This is a genomic window from Streptococcus sp. Marseille-Q6488, from assembly GCF_946902925.1.
Lineage (GTDB): Bacteria > Bacillota > Bacilli > Lactobacillales > Streptococcaceae > Streptococcus.
Genome location: NZ_CAMPPZ010000015.1, coordinates 26,309 through 44,459 on the forward strand (window position 1 = coordinate 26,309; position 18,151 = coordinate 44,459).

Genomic DNA, 18,151 nt, shown 5'->3' on the forward strand with positions numbered 1-18,151 from the left:
CTAAAACTGGAGCCTAGGTCTCCAGTTTTCCGCTCCTAGTAGCAAAGCTACTAGGAGTTCCACTACTGCGACGATTATTCTATTTTGGCTCGCTTTCGCTCGCCATAACAAAGTTAGTATCTGTTAATCTTTTATCGCCTTGCTTCCGATATCTGTTCGGTAGAAGAGGCCTTCTGTTTTTTGTTGGGTGAGTTCTTGGTAGATGGTATCTTGAGCCTCTTTGACGGTATCTGCTGTGTTAACGAGCATATAGACACGTCCACCGTTTGATAGCAGTGCTCTGCTATTTGCCGCAAACTTAGCACCTGCATAGTAGGTGATAATGCCGCCATTGGTTTTTGCTGGCAATGCAACACCCTTTTCATATTCTAGCGGGTAACCCTTGGATGCGACAACCACACCCAGAGTCACACCCTTATCCGTCCAGGTGATGTTTGGCTCCTTGCTATCCAGAATATCTGTAATATTTTGTGCAAAGTCAGATGTCAAACGAGGCAAGATAATCTGTGTTTCAGGATCTCCAAAGCGAGCATTGAACTCGATGACTTTAGGACCTTCTGCTGTCAGGATAAGCCCTGCGTAGAGGATGCCAAGATACGGACGGCCTTCTTTGATCATCCCTTCAAGAACTGGCTTGACAATAGTCTCAACCGCTGTGTCAACTACACTCTGTGGCAAGTGTGGAACTGGCGCATAGGCACCCATACCACCCGTGTTAGGCCCTTTGTCACCATCATAGGCACGTTTGTGGTCTTGCGCTGTCGGCATGATATAGAACTTGTCGCCATTGACAAAGACAAAGAGTGAAAATTCCTCTCCTTCAAGGAATTCCTCAATAACTACACGCGCACCTGAGTCACCAAATTTATTGTCCAAAAGCATCTCGTGAGCTGCTTCGACCGCTTGCTCGACTGTCTCCGCAACGACGACACCTTTCCCAAGCGCCAAGCCATCCGCCTTGACCACGATAGGCGCACCCTGTTTTTCGATATAGACCTTGGCTTCCTCAAAATCCGAGAATGTGCCATAGGCTGCTGTCGGAACGCCATATTTGACCATGATTTCCTTGGCAAAATCCTTGGACCACTCCAGCTCCGCTGCCAATCTTGTCGGACCAAAGGCTTTGAGACCCGCTGCATGGAAATCATCCACGATACCAGCCGCAAGGGCGTCATCTGGCCCGATAAAGGTCCAAGCAATATAGTTGGTTTTTGCAAACTCAATCAATTTAGAATGTTCGGAAATGGAGATATTTACCAACTCCAAACCATCCAGAGTCATCCCATCATTCCCAGGAGCTACAAATACTTTTTCAACGTCTTTTGACTCAAGTAACTTCTTAGCAATCGCATGTTCACGACCACCTGAACCTACAACTAACAGCTTCATCTCACAACCTCTTTTGCGAATTATTTAATAACATTATACCATAAACGTTCGTTTTAATCTTATTTCACTCCGCATTTTTACGCAAAAAAGGAAAGAAACTGTTTTCTTCCCTTTCGTTTTCTTAATGTCTAAAATGTCTCACTCCTGTGAAGACCATGGTCAAGCCATATTTATCCGCAGCTTCGATAGACTCTTGGTCACGGACTGAGCCACCGGGCTGGATGATGGCCTTGATCCCTGCTTTGGCGATTTCTTCCACATTATCCGCAAATGGGAAGAAGGCATCCGAAGCAAGCACAGCGCCGTCAAGGCGGTCTTTGGCTTGGTCAACGGCAATACGAACAGAGGCCACACGATTAGTTTGACCTGGACCAACACCCAGTGTCATGTGGTCATTGGTTACAATGATTCCGTTTGATTTGACATACTTGATAGCCTTCCAAGCAAACTCAAGAGCTGTCGCTTCTGTCTCAGTTGGCTGACGTTTGGTCACCACTTGCCAATCAGCTGGGCTTTCTTTCACTACGTCTTGATTTTGCACCAGAAGTCCACCAACTACACCTGTGTATTCTGCTTCCACTTCACTGGCCTCTTGAGCATCAAATGGCAAGGCAAGGATACGCAAGTTTTTCTTTTTGTTGGTCAAAATGGCTAGCGCTTCATCCGTATAGCTTGGTGCAATGATGATTTCAAGGAAAACGCCGTGCATCTTCTCAGCTGTCGCAGCATCCACCTCACGGTTGAGAACGACAATCCCACCAAAGATAGACACTGGGTCAGACTCATAAGCGTAGTCCCAAGCAGTCTCGATGTCATCAGCTTGACCAATCCCACATGGGTTCATGTGTTTGAGAGCTACAACCGTTGGGCGTTCTTTGAAATCGCGAATAATACGAATGGCAGCGTCAGCATCGCGGATATTGTTAAATGACAATTCTTTCCCGTTGAGCTGTTTCGCTGAAGCAATCGAATAGTCTGTTGGCAAAGCTTTTTGGTAGAAATCCGCATCTTGTTGAGGATTCTCACCGTAACGCATAGCTTGTTTGAGGTCATAGGTCAAAGTGAGCTTTTCAGGTTTGCTTTCTCCGACTTGAGCTGTGAAATACTCTGCAATCAAGGCGTCATAAGCCGCTGTGTGACGGAAAACTTTGGCTGCCAAACGTTGACGCGTTTCGTAAGTCGTTTCACCATTGGCTGACAACTCGTCCAAAACCACTGTATAGTCAGCAGGGTCTACCACAACCGTCACGCTGGCATGATTCTTCGCTGCCGAGCGAAGCATAGATGGCCCACCGATATCGATGTTCTCAACCGCATCAGCGTACCTCACGTCTGGTTTGAGGATCGTTTCCTTGAAAGGATAAAGGTTGACCACTACAAGGTCGATAAGCTCAATTTGGTTCTCCTTGGCCGCTTCCAAGTGGCTATCCAAATCACGACGGGCGAGGAGCCCACCGTGGATATTTGGATGAAGGGTCTTAACACGGCCATCCATCATCTCTGGGAAGCCCGTCACATCATCGATCGCAATAGTCTCCACCCCAGCATTGTCAAGGGCAACCTTTGTCCCACCTGTCGAGATAATATCCCAACCAAGTTTTTTGAGTTCTTGGGTAAATTCAACAATGCCCGCTTTATCTGAGACGCTGATTAAGGCGCGTTTAGTCATGTTAGTTATCTTCCTTTTCTAATATCATATACTTCACTTCGTATAAAATATCTGTTAAATACACTTCTTTTGAAGCCTTTCCAAATACAGGATATTTAATAATTTTTTTAATCCCACTATCTATAAGTTTGATTAAAATTACCATTATAGCTACAATAATAATTATATTTCCAAACGTTTCGCCAGAAATGTTTGTTTTATCTTCAACGAATAATCTATTTAAAGCCAGAGTAATAGTTGCTGTTACCAAAACTTTCCCAATAGTACCTATAGCTTTAACTATATTTTCATATTTTTGTAGCTGACTATTTCTTTTCTCGCTTAAATCATTAACCAACATATCAGCGACTTCTTTAGCATTATCTCCGTAAAGATATTTCAATCTATACTTGACTTTATCACATAATTTGGTAAATTTACTAGGCACCCCAACTGAAACTTCATCAAATTTTATAGTATAAAATAAAACTAATACTGTAAAAATTATGGTAAGAAAAATAAGAATATTCCTCAAACAAACAAATTTAGGGAAAAATTGGAATACAATTGCAGCTCCTATGATAAACAGTATCCATAAGATAAAGTATATCATCAACCTTTGTCTCTCTTTCCGTATTTCAGGATAAAATTGTTTTTCATATTCATTAAAGGATGCTTCAAATTCTTTTATATTTTTCAACAAATCATCAACTACTTTATTCATAAAATTCTCTTATTTATCCTTTCCACTCCCAAACTATCCAGCACCTCTGGATACAACTTATACTCTGCTTCATGAATCCGTTCTTCAAAACTGTCAATGGTATCATCAGCTAACCGTGGCACACGGACTTGTTTGATAACCTTGCCTGTATCCACACCTGAATCCACCCAGTGAATGGTCACGCCGCTCTCAGCAACGTCAGCATTCCAAGCATCCTCAATCCCATGAGCTCCTGGAAATTCTGGCAAGTAGGCTGGATGAATGTTGATAATCCGACCTTCATAAGCCGCCAATAAGGTTGGCCCAACGATTTTCATGTAGCCTGCTAGGCAAATCAAGTCAATCTGGTGTTCTTCCAAGAGTTCGACAATAGCTGCTTCGTAGTCTGCCTTGCTTTCAAACTCCTTGAGTTCAAAAGCATAGGACAGAACGCCGAGCTGCTCTGCACGCTCAAGCACATAGGCGTCACGATGGTCTGAAAAGACAAACTCTACTGGAAATTCTTCGGCAATCACCTGAAAATTTGAGCCATTACCAGAGGCAAAAACCGCTATTTTTTTCATTTGATGATGACACTTTCGTTTTCTTTCTTGACGATACGACCAATTTCATAGACTGGTTCATCCAACAACTCCTTGACACGAATTACATTTTCAGGGCTAACTGCTAGCATAAGTCCCACACCCATATTGAAGATTTCAAACATTTCTTCGTGTTTAATCTGACCGTATTTTTCAAGGGCTTTGAAAATTGGAAGCACTGGAACTTTGCTTTCATCAATCTCAGCAGCCAAGTCAGCTGCAAACATACGAGGGACATTCTCAATAAAGCCACCACCTGTGATGTGGGCAATGCCGTTGACCAACCCTTCCTTGATGAGTGGTAAGACAGCCTTGACATAGATACGAGTCGGCTCAAGAAGAACTTCCTTGAGTTGCTTGCCTTCCAATTCTGGCAAGATTTCCTCACCTGTGTAATCCGCAAAGACACGACGGACGAGAGAGTAACCATTGGAATGAATCCCACTTGAAGCAAGTCCGAGAAGAACATCTCCTTCTGCCACCTTTGAACCGTCAATGATTTGAGATTTTTCAGCCACACCAACCGCAAAACCAGCCAAGTCATAGTCATCTTCGCCGTACATGCCAGGCATTTCAGCCGTTTCCCCACCAATGAGGGCAGCACCTGCCTGCACACAACCTTCTGCCACACCAGCGACAACTTGTTCTAGCTTAGCTGGTTCATTCTTCCCTGTCGCTACGTAGTCAAGGAAATAGAGGGGCTCCGCACCCGCAGCGATGATATCATTGACACACATGGCTACACAGTCCTGACCGATGGTATCGTGCTTGTCGTACTTGATAGCCAGCATGAGCTTGGTTCCGACACCATCAGTTCCTGAAATCAAGACGGGTTCTTTGACACCTGTTTTTGAAAGGTCAAACATACCACCAAAGCCACCCAGAGCTCCCATGACACCTGCACGCTCCGTACGAGCCACGTGCTTTTTAATCCGTTCAACAACTTCATAACCCGCTTCAACATCCACACCAGATTGAGCGTACGCATTTTTATTTGCCATTTTATTTTTCCTTTTCTTTTTTTGGGGGAAAGATTGCGACGTATTTCTAGATAAACAATTATTTTATCTAAAAATACTAGTCAGGGCTCTAGCTTTGATCCTATAGGACAAAGCGTCTACTGACAAATACTTTAGCTTTTAGTCAGTAGTGAGACGTGAAGCATAAGCATTCTTATTTGTCATTCTATCTCCTCTTCCTTTCCTTTAATGGAGAATCTATTGTCTATTTGTAAAAACTGGTCTTTTCTTCCAAACTTCTACGATAGTCTTCCTCATAGTCGTAGAGAGGTGTTGGGTAGTCACCGTCAAAGTAAGCGACACAGAGACCACCATTTGGCGCATCTGTTTCAATACCAATTGAATCAATCAACCCCTCAACAGAAAGATAAGTCAGACTGTCCGCACCAATGATTTGGCGAGTTTCTTCGACCGTATGATTAGCCGCAATCAGCTCCTGACGTGTCTGGATATCAATCCCGTAGAAACATGGATAAGCTAGCGCTGGACTACCAATGGCAACGTGAACCTCAGTCGCACCCGCTTCTTTCAAGAGTTGAACGATCCGACGAGAGGTTGTTCCACGTACAATAGAGTCATCAATCATAACCACACGCTTGCCTTTTACAACGCCTGAAACAGCAGAGAGTTTCATCCGCACCCCTTGCTCCCGCAATTCTTGAGTCGGTTGGATAAAGGTACGTTGGGTGTATTGGTTCTTGATGAGCCCCATTTCATTTGGTAGCCCGGACTCTTCCGCAAATCCCATAGCCGCGCTGAGGGAAGAATTGGGCACACCGACCACGATATCCGCCTCATGCTTGAATTCACGCGCCAATTGGGCACCCATACGTTTACGAGCCGTATGGACATTGACACCATGAATGTTAGAATCAGGGCGGGCAAAATAGATATACTCCATAGAACAAATCGCCAACTGAGTATCATCTGTATAGTTGTCATACTGGATACCCTTGTCATCAATAATCACAATCTCACCTGGCTTCAAATCACGAATCCATTCAGCACCAATGACCTCAAAAGCACAAGTTTCAGAGGAAACAACCACCGCTCCGTTGGCCATTTTCCCGATAGAAAGCGGACGGAAACCATTGGGATCAAGAGCCGCAATCAACTTGTCTTCAAACAGCAAGATATAGGCAAAACCACCTTTAACTAGACTGAGCGCCTCCTTGATTTTGCCCATTAGATTAGGATTATGACTGCGACGAATGAGGTGAGCCAAGATTTCCGAGTCCGAAGTCGCGCTGAAAATCGCTCCTCTATCTTCCAATTCTTTCTTGAGAGAGGCCGCATTGGTCAGATTTCCATTATGAGCCAACCCAAACTGCATATCGTGAAAACGGAAGAGGAAGGGCTGGATGTTATCTACAGAAGCTTCGCCAGCAGTCGCATAACGCACATGCCCAATCGCACCAGTTCCTGTCAATTTATCTAAGTTAGCAGGATTTCTGAAGACTTCTGATAGAAGACCCATATCGCGATGTCGCTTTAGTTTCCCTTGATCATTGGAGAGGATTCCTGCCCCCTCCTGACCACGGTGTTGAAGACTGTGGAGACCAAAATAGGTCAATTTAGCAGCATCTGGATGTCCCCAGATACCGAAAACACCGCATTCTTCATTAAGAGATTTTACTTCGTATGTCATTTTTTATACCTAATTTTTATTTGTGTAGCACCAAGAGCTAAATCTACATGATTTTTACATTACTGCCACTATCTATTAGAAAATCTGTAAGTCTTATTTTCCAGTAAAGTATTTAACCGCTGACGCGAACAGGTGCTGGTCTTTATTTCCTGGGATGTTTTGGAAGAGACCGTCTTCATAACGTTCTGAGTGCCCCATCTTACCGATGATTTGGCCGTTCTTGCTGGTAATTCCTTCGATAGCATGGACAGAACCATTTGGATTGTACTTAGAGTCCATACTTGGTTTGCCGTCAAAGTCAACGTATTGGCTAAAGATTTGACCATTGTCACGGAGCTCCGCAAATTCTTCAGCCGTCACGACAAACTTCCCTTCACCGTGTGAAACAGGAATAGCGTGGATATCGCCTACTTGCACACCAGCTAACCATGGTGAGTTGGTATTGGCAATACGGGTTTCCACCATCTTGGCCACGTGTTGGTTGGCATCATTGTAGAAGAGGGTTGGGCTAGTACTGTTAGCATCCTCGAAATTCCCGTATGGAAGAAGACCTGATTTGACCAAAGCCTGGAATCCATTACAGATACCGATAATCAAGCCACCACGCGCGATAAAGCTATCAATAGCCACACGGACTTTTTCATTGAGCAGAATATTGACAATGAACTTGGCTGAACCATCTGGTTCATCCGCAGCTGAGAATCCACCGGCAAAGAAGAGAATGTTAGCCTTGCCGATGTTGTCAACCATAGTTTCAACTGACTTGACAATAGCCTCTTCATTCAAGGTCACAAATGGCATCAAGTTGACCTCTGCGCCTTCTTTTTCAAATGCCTTAGCTGAATCATACTCTGAGTTTGTTCCTGGGAAGACTGGGATATAGACCACAGGTTTTTCAACCTTTTCTTTTGCTTTAATCACAACATCTGATACCACAGCTGGTACTTCAGCTAGTTCTTTGGCTTGGGCAAACTCTGTTGGGTAAACTTTTTCCAGTTTTCCTTGGAAGGCACTGTCAAGCTTGTGTCCATCTAGCTTCACACCGTTGACAAGGAGTGTAAAGTCTGCACTTGTTTGACCGATTTTCTCTACTCCAGTGATTTCTTCAGGAGAGGTAAAGACAAATCCGCCCAATTGTGCTGTCAAAGAACTTTCAAGTTCAGGCAAGGTTACCTCTGCACCAATATGATTTCCAAAAGTAGCAAGAGCCAAACTTTCAACCACACCACCGTATTTGACAGCTGATGCAGATGTCACTTTATGAGCCTTTTGAAGGGCTTCAAACTGAGCAAAATTTGACTTAATCAAGTCAAAATCAATCTCTGCAGCAAGAGCTTGACCTGGGATGTAGTAGATGTTTTCCCCAGCAGTCTTGAACTCAGGAGAAAGTACCTTCCGGCTATCTGCCGTCGTCACCCCAAAAGCGACCAAGGTTGGCGGTACTGTCAATTCTTCAAAAGTACCAGACATGGAGTCCTTACCACCGATAGATGGCAAACCAAGCTGAATTTGTGCCTCGATAGAGCCTAGGAGAGCTGCTACTGGCTGACCAAAACGCTCAGCTTGTTTGTCCATGCGCTCGAAGTACTCTTGGTAAGAGAAGCGAGCCTTAGACCAGTTGGCACCAGCAGCAACCAAACGAGCAGTTGCTTCAATAACCGCATAAGCAGCACCGTGGTATGGAGACCATTCTGCAATATAAGGATTAAACCCTTGAGCCATGACAGACGCAGTATGAGTCACACCGTGTTGGACTGGCAATTTCTGTACAGATGCCTCAGTTGGTGTGAGTTGGTAGCGACCACCAAGTGGGTGATTAACCGTTGAACGACCGACCGAACAGTCAAAGATGGTCTGCAAGCCTTTTTGACTCGCATGGTTGAGGTCAGATAGAACCGCAAGGGTATCTGCTTCCAGTGTGTCAGCGCTTGTTGTACGCTCTTCTGGGAGTTTGACATCCTTGTCCACAACCTTTGCATCGACAACGACACGTACACCATTGGTATCAAGGAAACGACGCTCCAAGTCCACAATTGTCTCACCATTCCAGTGCATAACCAGATTTGGTTTTTCAGTGACTGTCGCAACCACAACAGCGTCAATATTCTCTTTGTTACATTCTTCAACAAAGGCATCTACGTCTTCAAGACGCACCACAACCGCCATCCGTTCTTGTGATTCAGAGATGGCAATTTCGGTACCATTCAAGCCCTGGTATTTAAGAGGCACCTTGTTAAGATCAATTTCAAGACCGTCTGCTAATTCACCGATAGCCACACAGACACCACCAGCACCAAAGTCATTAGATTTCTTGATAACACGAGTGACATTGCCATTACGAAAAAGGCGTTGAATCTTGCGTTCTTCGATAGCATTCCCTTTTTGAATCTCAGCACCAGCAGTCTCTACAGACTCAACCGTTTGAATTTTAGAAGAACCCGTCGCACCACCGACACCGTCACGCCCAGTCTTACCACCGAGGAGGATAATGACATCGCCCGCTTCCGGTTTTTCACGGACAACATTGCCCTTGGGAGCCGCACCAACAACGGCACCAAGTTCCATACGCTTAGCAACGAAACCTGGGTGGAAATATTCACGAACGTAGGTTGTTGCAAGCCCAATCTGGTTACCGTATGAAGAATAACCATGAGCCGCTGTTTTAGAAATGACTTGTTGTGGCAGTTTCCCAGCGCGAGTTTCTGAAATCGGTGCTGTAATATCACCAGCACCTGAGATCCGCATGGCTTGGTAAACATATGAACGTCCTGACAATGGGTCACGAATGGCTCCACCAATACAGGTAGCAGCCCCACCAAATGGCTCAATTTCCGTTGGGTGGTTGTGAGTTTCATTCTTGAACATTAGGAGCCATGGCTCTTTCACACCATCAACATCCACTTCGATTTCTACTGAGCAAGCATTGATTTCGTCTGACACTTCCATGTCGTCTAAACGTCCATTAGCACGCTCATAACGACCAAAAATAGTCGCCATATCCATCAAGGTTTGAGGTTTTTCAGAACGCCCCAACTCCTCACGCATGGCAATATACTTGTCATAGGTTGACTGCAATTGTTTTTGGAATTTAGAAGCTGAAAAGTCGATGTGTTTCAACTCTGTCTCAAAAGTCGTATGACGGCAGTGGTCAGACCAGTAAGTGTCCAAAACCTTGAGTTCTGTTTCCGTCGGCACGCGCCCGATTGACTTAAAGTAGTCTTGAATAAAGAGCAAATCATCCACTTCCATGGCCATCCCTTGTTTAGCCTTGTAGCGAGCAAAGTCTTCTGCTGTATAGCTTTCAAAGAAAGTCAATTTGGGAATAGTCTTGTCTGACGCAGAAAATTCCTGCTTGGCAATCCCTGTCGTGATATCCTTGAAACGAGAATCAACTGGATTAAGCAAGTAGTTTTTGACCGCTTCTAACTCAGTCGCATCAATATCTTTATTGACCAAATAAAGTTGGGCTGTATTAACTGTCACATCACTCGAACTTCCCAGCAAAAGCAAGGCTTCCTGTGAAGAAGCTGCACGTTGGTCAAATTGCCCAGGTAGGCTTTCAATAGCAAAGAAAGCATAGTTAGCCAGATCCGCCTGTACAGCAACTTCGTCCCAGACGTGGTCTGTCACCTGCTCAGAGAAGATGTGTTTCTCTGCAGGTGCAAACAAGTCCTCTGCCAAATCAAATACATCATAAACTTGCACAATGCGAATACTTTTCAAAGTTGACAGTCCCAAGTTATGCTGGAGTTCTCTCACCAAACTCTCTGACTTAACCTGAAAATCAGCCTTTTTTTCAACAAAAATACGTTTATCCATCAATCCTTATTCCTTTATTTCAGCTCTTGCAATGTTCCCAAACAGCCTTGAGGTTGTTATTTCAATTTCTGCAACTTTTCCCAGACAATCTCGTAAACATCTGTTAGTTCTCCCAATCCTCTACGGAAAACATCCTTATCCATGTGGTTGCCATCCGCATCCCACAAGCGACAGTTATCTGGTGAAAATTCATCTGCTAAGATAATCTTGCCATCCTTGTCAAAACCGAACTCTAGCTTAAAGTCAATCAACTTAAGCCCAATCTCAGCAAACCAGACCTTCAAGAGTTCATTGATTCGACGAGTTTCTTCCTTCAAGTAAGCGATTTGCTGGTCATCCGCAATCTGTAGGAATTTCACATGCTCGTCATTGATGAATGGATCATCCAAGTCATCATTTTTGTAATAAAACTCGACAATCGGAGTCTCCAAGGCGATTCCCTCATCCACACCAAAACGTTTTGAAAAGGAACCAGCAGTATAGTTGCGAAGCACGACTTCCAAAGGAATAATCTCAACCTTTTTATTGAGTTGTTCCGTATCTGAAAGTTTCTCCACAAAGTGAGTTGCCACACCAGCCGCATTTAATTTCTCAAAAATAAAAGATGAAATCTGATTATTCAATACTCCCTTGCCCGCAATCTGCTCCTTCTTAACACCATTGAAAGCAGTCGCCTGATCCTTGTAAGTTGAAATAATAAGATTTTCATCCTCAGTTGTATAGATATCTTTAGCTTTTCCCGAATAGATCAATTGTTTTGACATTTTAAAGTTCGCCTTTCGTATTACTTGAGCACATTCTACCATAAAAAACCTAAAATTACAAGAATTTAACCGAATAAATAACGTAGTAACCTCAAAAATCATAAAGAAAAAACTGCAAGAAGAATCTTTCTCACAGTTTTAAAATCATTTAACTCTAAAAACACGAACATTACTCTTTGTTCAAAAATTGATCCAAATAATAACGTAGGTAACTTTTCTTGCCCGTAATCATCTGCAAGCGACCTTCCACCCCGTACCGAAGTTTTTCAGCCTGCTCCGAAGTTAGATTAGTCTCCGCCTCGATTTTAAAGAAATTCCCTTTCTCGGTCTTAGTAGCTGTCGCATCAATACTTGTAATAGTAGAATCTAGGAAAAGTTGATTCTTAGCATCATGAGTCGTCGTATAGCGAACAGAATCACCGACCTTGATCCTTGCTACATCCTTTGAACTAAGATAGGCTGTGAGTTTAGCTTTCCCTTCTTTCTCCAAAGACGGATAGAGTTGGGCTAGTAGGGCACCTTCTGCTACCATGGTAGAATCACTGGTCTCAGGATTAAGATGAAGCACCCCATCCTCACTTGCCATAATTTTCCCCTTGTCTAAAAGATTTCCCTGAACTTTCTTACCTGACTCTGCCTCCAAGATTTTCTGGTCTAGAAGGGTCAATTCCTGACCAACCTTTGCCAAGTGTTGGGATTTAAGGGATTCCAATTGACTGCTTAAACCTGATGCATAGGCTTGCTGGGTACCTGAACCTGCATACTGAACACGGTAAGTAGCAAGACTGGATTCTAACTGAGAAAGCTGTGCTTCAACTTGCGCAACTGCTTGTGCCTTAGCTTGCGGATTTTCCTCACCCTGAGACTTATAGGACTGGTAGAGAGAGTAGGCTAGATTCTGACTGGCCAAGGAAGCGCCTGTTTCAATAGCTGACTTAGCTGTCTGGTAATCGCGAATTTTAGCCTCTGTTTGGCTGATGAGGTTGCCGATTTCGGCTTGAGTCTGACTAGCTGCTGCATTCTGGGATGCGATGGTCTCATTTTGTTGCGATGTACTAGCCCTAAGACTGCCTGCTTGACTGATGTAGTCGCGAAAGGTGGCTTGGTAGCCAAACTTATCCTCCTCTGGAAAGTGGTTCTCCCCTTCTTGCAAGCTCTTCTGCAAATACTTCAATTGCTTTTTTTGATCCTTGAGCATGTCCAACTGACTGGCATAGGCCTCCGCTTGGACACCCTCTGCCCCATCCTGATATTGAAGCAACAGTTCTCCCTTTTTAACCAGCTTATTTTCTTCCAGATGATTGACAAGAATACGATTGTTGCTAGTTGACTGGATATTTGCCAGGATACGACTAGGCTCAACAGTAGCTCTAGTAGACAAACTCATCTCCTTCTCTGCAAATGTTGCAAATCCAAGCAAAAACACAAGCAGAAGGGACATGGGGACAATCACCCGACTGGAAAAATTATGGTAACGACGATTATAAAACTCCGCACTTTCTAAAAATTCTGGTTTCATCCTCTCCTCTTTCTAGCTATTCACCAAATGGGCGTAAAATCCACCCTGTGCAAGCAAATCAGCATGCTTTCCTTCTTCGACAATCTTGCCCTGATCCAAGACAACAACCTTCTCTGTCCGCTCAGCAATAGTCAAACGGTGAGCAATGAAAATCAAGGTCTTGTCTAAAGCCATGAGATTATCGACAATTCGCTTCTCTGTCAAAATATCCAAACTGCTGGTCGCCTCATCCAAAATCAAGACCGGCGCATCTGTCAAGAGAGCACGCGCCAGAGCAATTCTCTGACGTTGACCACCTGATATTCCTGCCCCATCCGAAGTCAATTCTGTCTGGTAATTCAGTGGCATGCGCTCAATGTCCTCCCGAATCTCTGCCAACTCGACCGCCCGTAAGATATCCTCTTGAGTCGTCCCTTCCTTGGCCCCAAGGAGAAGATTCTCCAAAATCGTTCCGTTAAAGACATAAGGCTGTTGAGGCAGATAGTTGATATACTGACGCAGAGCCTTTTTATCAATCTGATTGAGATTGACACCACCCAGACTAATCTCTCCCTGACTTGGGTCGTAAAAATTAACCATCATCTTGGCCAAGGTCGTCTTACCTGACCCTGAAATTCCCACAAAAGCCACCTTAGAACCTTGGGGAATGGTCAAATTGATGTCTGACAAGACATCTCGACCATAGCCATACTTGTAGTAAACCTGCTTGAAGGTCATATCTCCCTTCATCAAGCTCAGATCCTCAACTGTTTTCTTCTCCTCAAACTCAGAAGCTACCAGATAAACCTCATTCAGACGGTTATTGGCAACCTGCGCAGTCTGAAGTTTGGTTTGCAGATTGATGATATTTTCCAAAGGATTGGTAAAGTAAACCAGCAAGGTATTATAGGTAATCAACTGCCCCAAACTCATCTTGCCATCCATAACCAGAACAGCCCCCATCCAGAGAATGCCGACATTGAGCAAGAGATGGGCAACCTTTTTCAGAGCCTTTTGCTGACTCTCTGCCCGACTATAGGTAAAAGATTTTTTCAGATAATCCACAAATTCCTTGTCAATCTTTTGGTAACGCTGACTTTCACTGGTCAAGGACTTAATAGTCTCAATACCGTTGATGTCCTCAATGATAGAAGAAGACAGAACCGCATTGGCTTCCATGGTATCCCGATTCATCTTTTCAAACGGCTTCATAAAGGCAAAGATAATCACTGTGTAGATAGGAAGTGCCAATAAGGTCATGAAAAAGAGATTGGTATTTTGTGAAAATAAAACAAGAGAAATAATGACAACCGTTGACACATCTAGGAAAATCGAAAGAATGGTCGAAGCCAGCGCATCGATGATACTGTTAGCATCTGTGAAACGAGACACGATTTCCCCTGTCCTGCGTGTCGCAAAGAAGGACATAGGCAGGTGAAAAACATGCTTGATATAGGACAAAATCACATCAATCGACAAGCGTTGCCCCAAAACAAGTAAGAGATACTCCTGAGCGTAAGACAAAATCTGCTGAAGAATATAGACGATGACCAGCCCAATAGAAATAATCCCCAGCGTCGAACGCATCTGATCTGGCACATAGGTATCAATGATAGACTGCAGATAATAAGAACCCACAATGTTAATCAAGGTTACCAAGAGTGTTGCCAAAACGATATTGGCAATCAAGCCACGCTGCTTCACTAATATAGGGATAAAAGAGAGCAGGCCATTCTTTTGATCCTTATGAGGCTTATAGTCTGGACTAGGTGCCATAAAAAGAGTCACTCCTGTCCATTCTTCCGCAAAACGCTCACGTGGCAGTTTGGTCAATTTCACCCCAGGATCTGGATCGGCAATATGAATGCTATCCTTATCCTGCCCAGTCACCACATAGTAGTGGAGCAATTTCCCTTCCTTAAGCACATGGGCAACAAAAGGAAAAGTCAAATCTGGCAAGTCAAAAAGCGTCATATCCGCCTTAATTGCTCGCGTCTCAAAACCAATCTCCTCTGCCACCTTGACCAAGCCCAAAGCCGTAGTCCCATCCATGGTCGTCTTGGCCAATTCTCGCAAGTGAGCCAAAGAATAATAGCTACCGTAGTAGCCAAAAACCATGGCTAATGAAGCTACACCGCAGTCCATCTGATCCACCTGCGGACGATAGTGACGTTTCCCAAATTTCATATTCATCTCCTTTTCCTAATACTCAATGAAAATCAAAGAGCAAACTAGGAAACTAGCCGCAGGCTGCTCAAAACACTGTTTTGAGGTTGTAGATAGGACTGACGAAGTCAGTCACATATATACGGCAAGGCGACGTTGACGTGGTTTGAATTTGATTTTCGAAGAGTATAAACTCATCTGATAACAACTATCTTACCCCAATCCTCAAACAAAAACTGGACTTCCTTCCCAAATGCGCCTATCTCCCTCCCAAATGCACTTTTAGGATAAAAAAATAGGCAGAACAAACGTCACGCCTAAAATATATATTTATTTCTTTTTCTTCCTAATTCTTTTGTCAATCATATACAACACGATAATCGAAAACAGCGGTGGTACAATATAACTCTTTTCACTCATTGTCAGATGAAATCCCAGAGTTGCTAGTATCTTAAAGATGAAAATATTCATCAAAAATAGAAAAACAAATACTAAAAAATATTTTAAAATCTTATTCATTTTTTTCTTCAACTCTCCTAATTTCTATAACTATTTTATCAAAAATACATGTAATACTCAAGGAAAATCAAAAAGCAAATTAGGAAGCTAGCCGCAAGCTGTACTTGAGTACGGTAAGGCGACGCTGACGTGGTTTGAATTTGATTTTCGAAGAGTATAAAACTCCAAATAAACACCTCAACTACACTTTTTTTGGCAAAAAATAGGCAGAACAAACGTCCTACCTACTAAAAATATGCTATTGAAAGGAAAATGATTTTTTTCTGACACCCTAGGCAAGCTTGGGACAAATAAATCATTGATAGTAACCTTTACGACATCCTATTTAAAGTTACTTCAATTTTTAATGTCCCTGCTATTTCTAAGCCACCTATGGTATGATCTATTCATAGTCAGAATAGATTATACCGTTCTAAATTACGATTCATAGTTACTCCTTTTGTTGATTCGTTACTATAAGACACCTATTCCCTATAGAGCGTCTACTGCTTCAAATTTATCTATTCTTTTTTTCTTTACTTCTATATAAAAGAATGAAGACCATCATAAATAATGCAATCGTTGGTATATTGAAACTATCAAGCCAAGTAGGTAAAGATACTTTATTTATGTCAGCTACTAATCTGATGATGATATAAGACATTGAACTAAGTAATACCATGATTTCAGGCCAAACTTTCAGTATTGATTTAACAAATTTCATATTAAACTCCAATGTGATGCATTCTGAGATTCTAGCCTAGTCATTTTAGCACAGACTAACAAATCATTCTTAACTGCTCACTCTACTTGCTTTTTATTGGCCTTATATCCTAGATAAAAGAGCCCAAATAAAACGGGGTAAATTTCTGGATAAAATAGGGTATTGATTGGATTTTTCAACATCAAATACGTTACGATGTAGATTATGAGCGATACGGTAAAATAACCCTCAGCAAAGCCTAATAAAAATGTTTTCATAAGAAACTCCTAATTACCTGACAAGAATGGCGGAAAAACGCTACCATTCATATGCACAAAATCCTTTTGATTCATGTTCTTCATTTATAGTTTTGATTATTTTTTGACAAATCTTTGCGAAAAATACCAAAATATGCTGAGAAAAGCAACCCAACTAAAGTCCCTTGCCAATTAAAGGATACTAACGAACCTGTACGAATCACATGAAGCGCGACATTAAGAATTATTCCCAACAAAGGAAATATAGTGGCTAGTTTAGGTAACAATGTATTGAGATTAAGGTTGCGACTGTTCATTATCTAACGCCCACGACGAGCAAAATCTGAACCAAATTTGTAACCAGCATTAAAAATTTGTACAGCAGCATTCAGTACTCCTGCAATCCCAACTGCTTCCACAAGACCAAAACCACCTTTTGTTCCCACTAATTCATCGTCAGATAATTGATAAAATTGTTCTAAGTTCATGTTCGTCATTACTCCTTTGTATTATATTTTATTGCTATGTAAATGATTAAAATGAGTATTGGATAAGTAAATACTTCTGAAATATCCATAAAATTTATACTATACTGTCCAGATAATATTTTATAGTCAATTAAAATTTGAACGATAGTAAAAATAATACGTAGCGATAACAATACCCCTAGTAATATCACTTCTTTTTTTAAAAACATAGAAATGCCTCTCTGACTATAATCAGATTATGGTCTATTCGCATAATACCCCAAAGCTGCTCCTCCAGCAAAAAGCGCTGCTGCTCCACCTGCTACTGCTGCACCTATCTTCCAGATAGACACTCCGGCGATTACAAGAGGCAATGCTCCCCCATCCACATCCATCAACTCTTCTTCTGTAAGAGCTACAAAGTTCTGTTCCATTTTGTCAAAATTTGTCATCTTTTTTCTCCTCTTGTTCTATTTTTTCTAAATCTTATCTTCTAAAAAATGGGGTTCCAATAAATATACCGCGTAACAATAGACCTGTAATTAGACCCCGTTGATAACTTTCCTTGCTACCACCCACCAGCAAAGCTAAGTCGCTCTCCTTTAATACTTCAATAGTATACTTATCATTCATTTCATTCATCTCTTATCCTCCTAAAAACCAAAACCTCTACGAAATCCAATGTACCAATCTGCAAGGGTCTTCACCCAATTTTCTCCACCTTGAATATCGGTCAATTCTTCCGAAGTTAGCTCAACAAATCCATAGTAATGTTCTTTCATTATTTTATTCCTTTCTTTTTTCCTCTTACTTATCTATTCGAAAAACAATTCGAAAATGTACAACTAATTAAATTTATTTGAAAAATAATTTAGTAAACCATGGATAGAAAATTGGTAGATACATGAAGCAAACTCCTTTCCTTTTCCTCTCACTTATTTATTCGAAAAAGAATTCGAAAATAAACAAC

18 protein-coding genes are annotated in these 18,151 nt (G+C 42.4%); all 18 read right to left on the reverse strand.

Going from position 1 to position 18,151, the window contains the following annotated elements; all coding sequences use genetic code 11:
* Window positions 1-123 precede the first annotated feature (123 nt).
* Window positions 124-1,389: a phosphoribosylamine--glycine ligase gene (gene purD / locus OVN23_RS07650; protein WP_173219000.1), complete on the reverse strand. Its 1,266-nt coding sequence runs from the start codon at window positions 1,387-1,389 to the stop codon at window positions 124-126.
* A gap of 121 nt (window positions 1,390-1,510) precedes the next feature.
* Window positions 1,511-3,058, reverse strand: a complete 1,548-nt coding sequence (purH, locus tag OVN23_RS07655) for a bifunctional phosphoribosylaminoimidazolecarboxamide formyltransferase/IMP cyclohydrolase (RefSeq protein ID WP_173219004.1) — start codon at window positions 3,056-3,058, stop codon at window positions 1,511-1,513.
* 1 nt (window position 3,059) lies between these two features.
* Window positions 3,060-3,761 (reverse strand): hypothetical protein, encoded by a 702-nt coding sequence (locus OVN23_RS07660; protein WP_001045459.1) that lies wholly within the window; start codon window positions 3,759-3,761, stop codon window positions 3,060-3,062.
* Entirely contained in the window at window positions 3,758-4,324 is a 567-nt protein-coding gene (gene purN / locus OVN23_RS07665; RefSeq protein WP_173219006.1) for a phosphoribosylglycinamide formyltransferase, read from the reverse strand. The genes OVN23_RS07660 and purN overlap by 4 nt, the downstream gene beginning before the upstream one ends.
* The gene (gene purM / locus OVN23_RS07670) at window positions 4,321-5,343 is read right to left on the reverse strand and encodes a phosphoribosylformylglycinamidine cyclo-ligase (RefSeq protein WP_173219009.1); all 1,023 of its coding nucleotides are present in this window, start codon (window positions 5,341-5,343) and stop codon (window positions 4,321-4,323) included. Before purM ends, purN begins: the two co-directional genes overlap by 4 nt.
* Window positions 5,344-5,566: 223 nt before the next feature.
* The gene (gene purF / locus OVN23_RS07675) at window positions 5,567-7,009 is read right to left on the reverse strand and encodes an amidophosphoribosyltransferase (protein WP_173219013.1); all 1,443 of its coding nucleotides are present in this window, start codon (window positions 7,007-7,009) and stop codon (window positions 5,567-5,569) included.
* A 93-nt stretch (window positions 7,010-7,102) separates the two neighbouring features.
* Window positions 7,103-10,828 carry a phosphoribosylformylglycinamidine synthase gene (locus tag OVN23_RS07680; RefSeq protein ID WP_173219016.1) on the reverse strand — a complete coding sequence of 1,242 codons (3,726 nt, stop codon included), beginning with the start codon at window positions 10,826-10,828 and terminating at the stop codon, window positions 7,103-7,105.
* Window positions 10,829-10,884: 56 nt separating this feature from the next.
* Window positions 10,885-11,592: a phosphoribosylaminoimidazolesuccinocarboxamide synthase gene (purC, locus tag OVN23_RS07685; protein WP_173219019.1), complete on the reverse strand. Its 708-nt coding sequence runs from the start codon at window positions 11,590-11,592 to the stop codon at window positions 10,885-10,887.
* Between the two features lie 169 nt (window positions 11,593-11,761).
* Window positions 11,762-13,111: a competence pheromone export protein ComB gene (gene comB / locus OVN23_RS07690; protein WP_173219022.1), complete on the reverse strand. Its 1,350-nt coding sequence runs from the start codon at window positions 13,109-13,111 to the stop codon at window positions 11,762-11,764.
* Between the two features lie 12 nt (window positions 13,112-13,123).
* On the reverse strand, window positions 13,124-15,277 hold the full coding sequence (gene comA, locus OVN23_RS07695) for a peptide cleavage/export ABC transporter ComA (protein WP_173219025.1): 2,154 nt from the start codon (window positions 15,275-15,277) through the stop codon (window positions 13,124-13,126).
* 309 nt (window positions 15,278-15,586) lie between these two features.
* On the reverse strand, window positions 15,587-15,775 hold the full coding sequence (locus OVN23_RS07700; RefSeq protein WP_119942193.1) for a hypothetical protein: 189 nt from the start codon (window positions 15,773-15,775) through the stop codon (window positions 15,587-15,589).
* A 496-nt stretch (window positions 15,776-16,271) separates the two neighbouring features.
* On the reverse strand, window positions 16,272-16,478 hold the full coding sequence (locus OVN23_RS07705) for a bacteriocin immunity protein (RefSeq protein ID WP_173283045.1): 207 nt from the start codon (window positions 16,476-16,478) through the stop codon (window positions 16,272-16,274).
* Window positions 16,479-16,555: 77 nt separating this feature from the next.
* Window positions 16,556-16,735 carry a hypothetical protein gene (locus OVN23_RS07710; RefSeq protein WP_173219505.1) on the reverse strand — a complete coding sequence of 60 codons (180 nt, stop codon included), beginning with the start codon at window positions 16,733-16,735 and terminating at the stop codon, window positions 16,556-16,558.
* 80 nt (window positions 16,736-16,815) lie between these two features.
* On the reverse strand, window positions 16,816-17,031 hold the full coding sequence (locus OVN23_RS07715; RefSeq protein WP_240147170.1) for a bacteriocin immunity protein: 216 nt from the start codon (window positions 17,029-17,031) through the stop codon (window positions 16,816-16,818).
* Between the two features lie 3 nt (window positions 17,032-17,034).
* Entirely contained in the window at window positions 17,035-17,202 is a 168-nt protein-coding gene (locus tag OVN23_RS07720; protein WP_173219503.1) for a class IIb bacteriocin, lactobin A/cerein 7B family, read from the reverse strand.
* Window positions 17,203-17,438: 236 nt separating this feature from the next.
* Complete coding sequence (locus OVN23_RS07725) at window positions 17,439-17,633, reverse strand: class IIb bacteriocin, lactobin A/cerein 7B family (protein WP_000180815.1); 195 nt, start codon at window positions 17,631-17,633, stop codon at window positions 17,439-17,441.
* Window positions 17,634-17,667: 34 nt separating this feature from the next.
* The gene (locus OVN23_RS07730) at window positions 17,668-17,823 is read right to left on the reverse strand and encodes a hypothetical protein (RefSeq protein ID WP_001004584.1); all 156 of its coding nucleotides are present in this window, start codon (window positions 17,821-17,823) and stop codon (window positions 17,668-17,670) included.
* An 11-nt stretch (window positions 17,824-17,834) separates the two neighbouring features.
* Complete coding sequence (locus tag OVN23_RS07735) at window positions 17,835-17,963, reverse strand: smi_0059.1 family bacteriocin-like peptide (protein ID WP_000658223.1); 129 nt, start codon at window positions 17,961-17,963, stop codon at window positions 17,835-17,837.
* Between the last annotated feature and the right edge of the window lie 188 nt (window positions 17,964-18,151).

What these genes read in the sequence shown, in the direction of transcription:
- purD (WP_173219000.1), bottom strand. Translation starts at nt 1,389, where the DNA reads ATGAAGCTGTTAGTTGTAGGTTCAGGTGGTCGTGAACATGCGATTGCT.
- purH (WP_173219004.1), bottom strand. Translation starts at nt 3,058, where the DNA reads ATGACTAAACGCGCCTTAATCAGCGTCTCAGATAAAGCGGGCATTGTT.
- OVN23_RS07660 (WP_001045459.1), bottom strand. Translation starts at nt 3,761, where the DNA reads ATGAATAAAGTAGTTGATGATTTGTTGAAAAATATAAAAGAATTTGAA.
- purN (WP_173219006.1), bottom strand. Translation starts at nt 4,324, where the DNA reads ATGAAAAAAATAGCGGTTTTTGCCTCTGGTAATGGCTCAAATTTTCAG.
- purM (WP_173219009.1), bottom strand. Translation starts at nt 5,343, where the DNA reads ATGGCAAATAAAAATGCGTACGCTCAATCTGGTGTGGATGTTGAAGCG.
- purF (WP_173219013.1), bottom strand. Translation starts at nt 7,009, where the DNA reads ATGACATACGAAGTAAAATCTCTTAATGAAGAATGCGGTGTTTTCGGT.
- OVN23_RS07680 (WP_173219016.1), bottom strand. Translation starts at nt 10,828, where the DNA reads ATGGATAAACGTATTTTTGTTGAAAAAAAGGCTGATTTTCAGGTTAAG.
- purC (WP_173219019.1), bottom strand. Translation starts at nt 11,592, where the DNA reads ATGTCAAAACAATTGATCTATTCGGGAAAAGCTAAAGATATCTATACA.
- comB (WP_173219022.1), bottom strand. Translation starts at nt 13,111, where the DNA reads ATGAAACCAGAATTTTTAGAAAGTGCGGAGTTTTATAATCGTCGTTAC.
- comA (WP_173219025.1), bottom strand. Translation starts at nt 15,277, where the DNA reads ATGAAATTTGGGAAACGTCACTATCGTCCGCAGGTGGATCAGATGGAC.
- OVN23_RS07700 (WP_119942193.1), bottom strand. Translation starts at nt 15,775, where the DNA reads ATGAATAAGATTTTAAAATATTTTTTAGTATTTGTTTTTCTATTTTTG.
- OVN23_RS07705 (WP_173283045.1), bottom strand. Translation starts at nt 16,478, where the DNA reads ATGAAATTTGTTAAATCAATACTGAAAGTTTGGCCTGAAATCATGGTA.
- OVN23_RS07710 (WP_173219505.1), bottom strand. Translation starts at nt 16,735, where the DNA reads ATGAAAACATTTTTATTAGGCTTTGCTGAGGGTTATTTTACCGTATCG.
- OVN23_RS07715 (WP_240147170.1), bottom strand. Translation starts at nt 17,031, where the DNA reads ATGAACAGTCGCAACCTTAATCTCAATACATTGTTACCTAAACTAGCC.
- OVN23_RS07720 (WP_173219503.1), bottom strand. Translation starts at nt 17,202, where the DNA reads ATGAACTTAGAACAATTTTATCAATTATCTGACGATGAATTAGTGGGA.
- OVN23_RS07725 (WP_000180815.1), bottom strand. Translation starts at nt 17,633, where the DNA reads ATGACAAATTTTGACAAAATGGAACAGAACTTTGTAGCTCTTACAGAA.
- OVN23_RS07730 (WP_001004584.1), bottom strand. Translation starts at nt 17,823, where the DNA reads ATGAATGAAATGAATGATAAGTATACTATTGAAGTATTAAAGGAGAGC.
- OVN23_RS07735 (WP_000658223.1), bottom strand. Translation starts at nt 17,963, where the DNA reads ATGAAAGAACATTACTATGGATTTGTTGAGCTAACTTCGGAAGAATTG.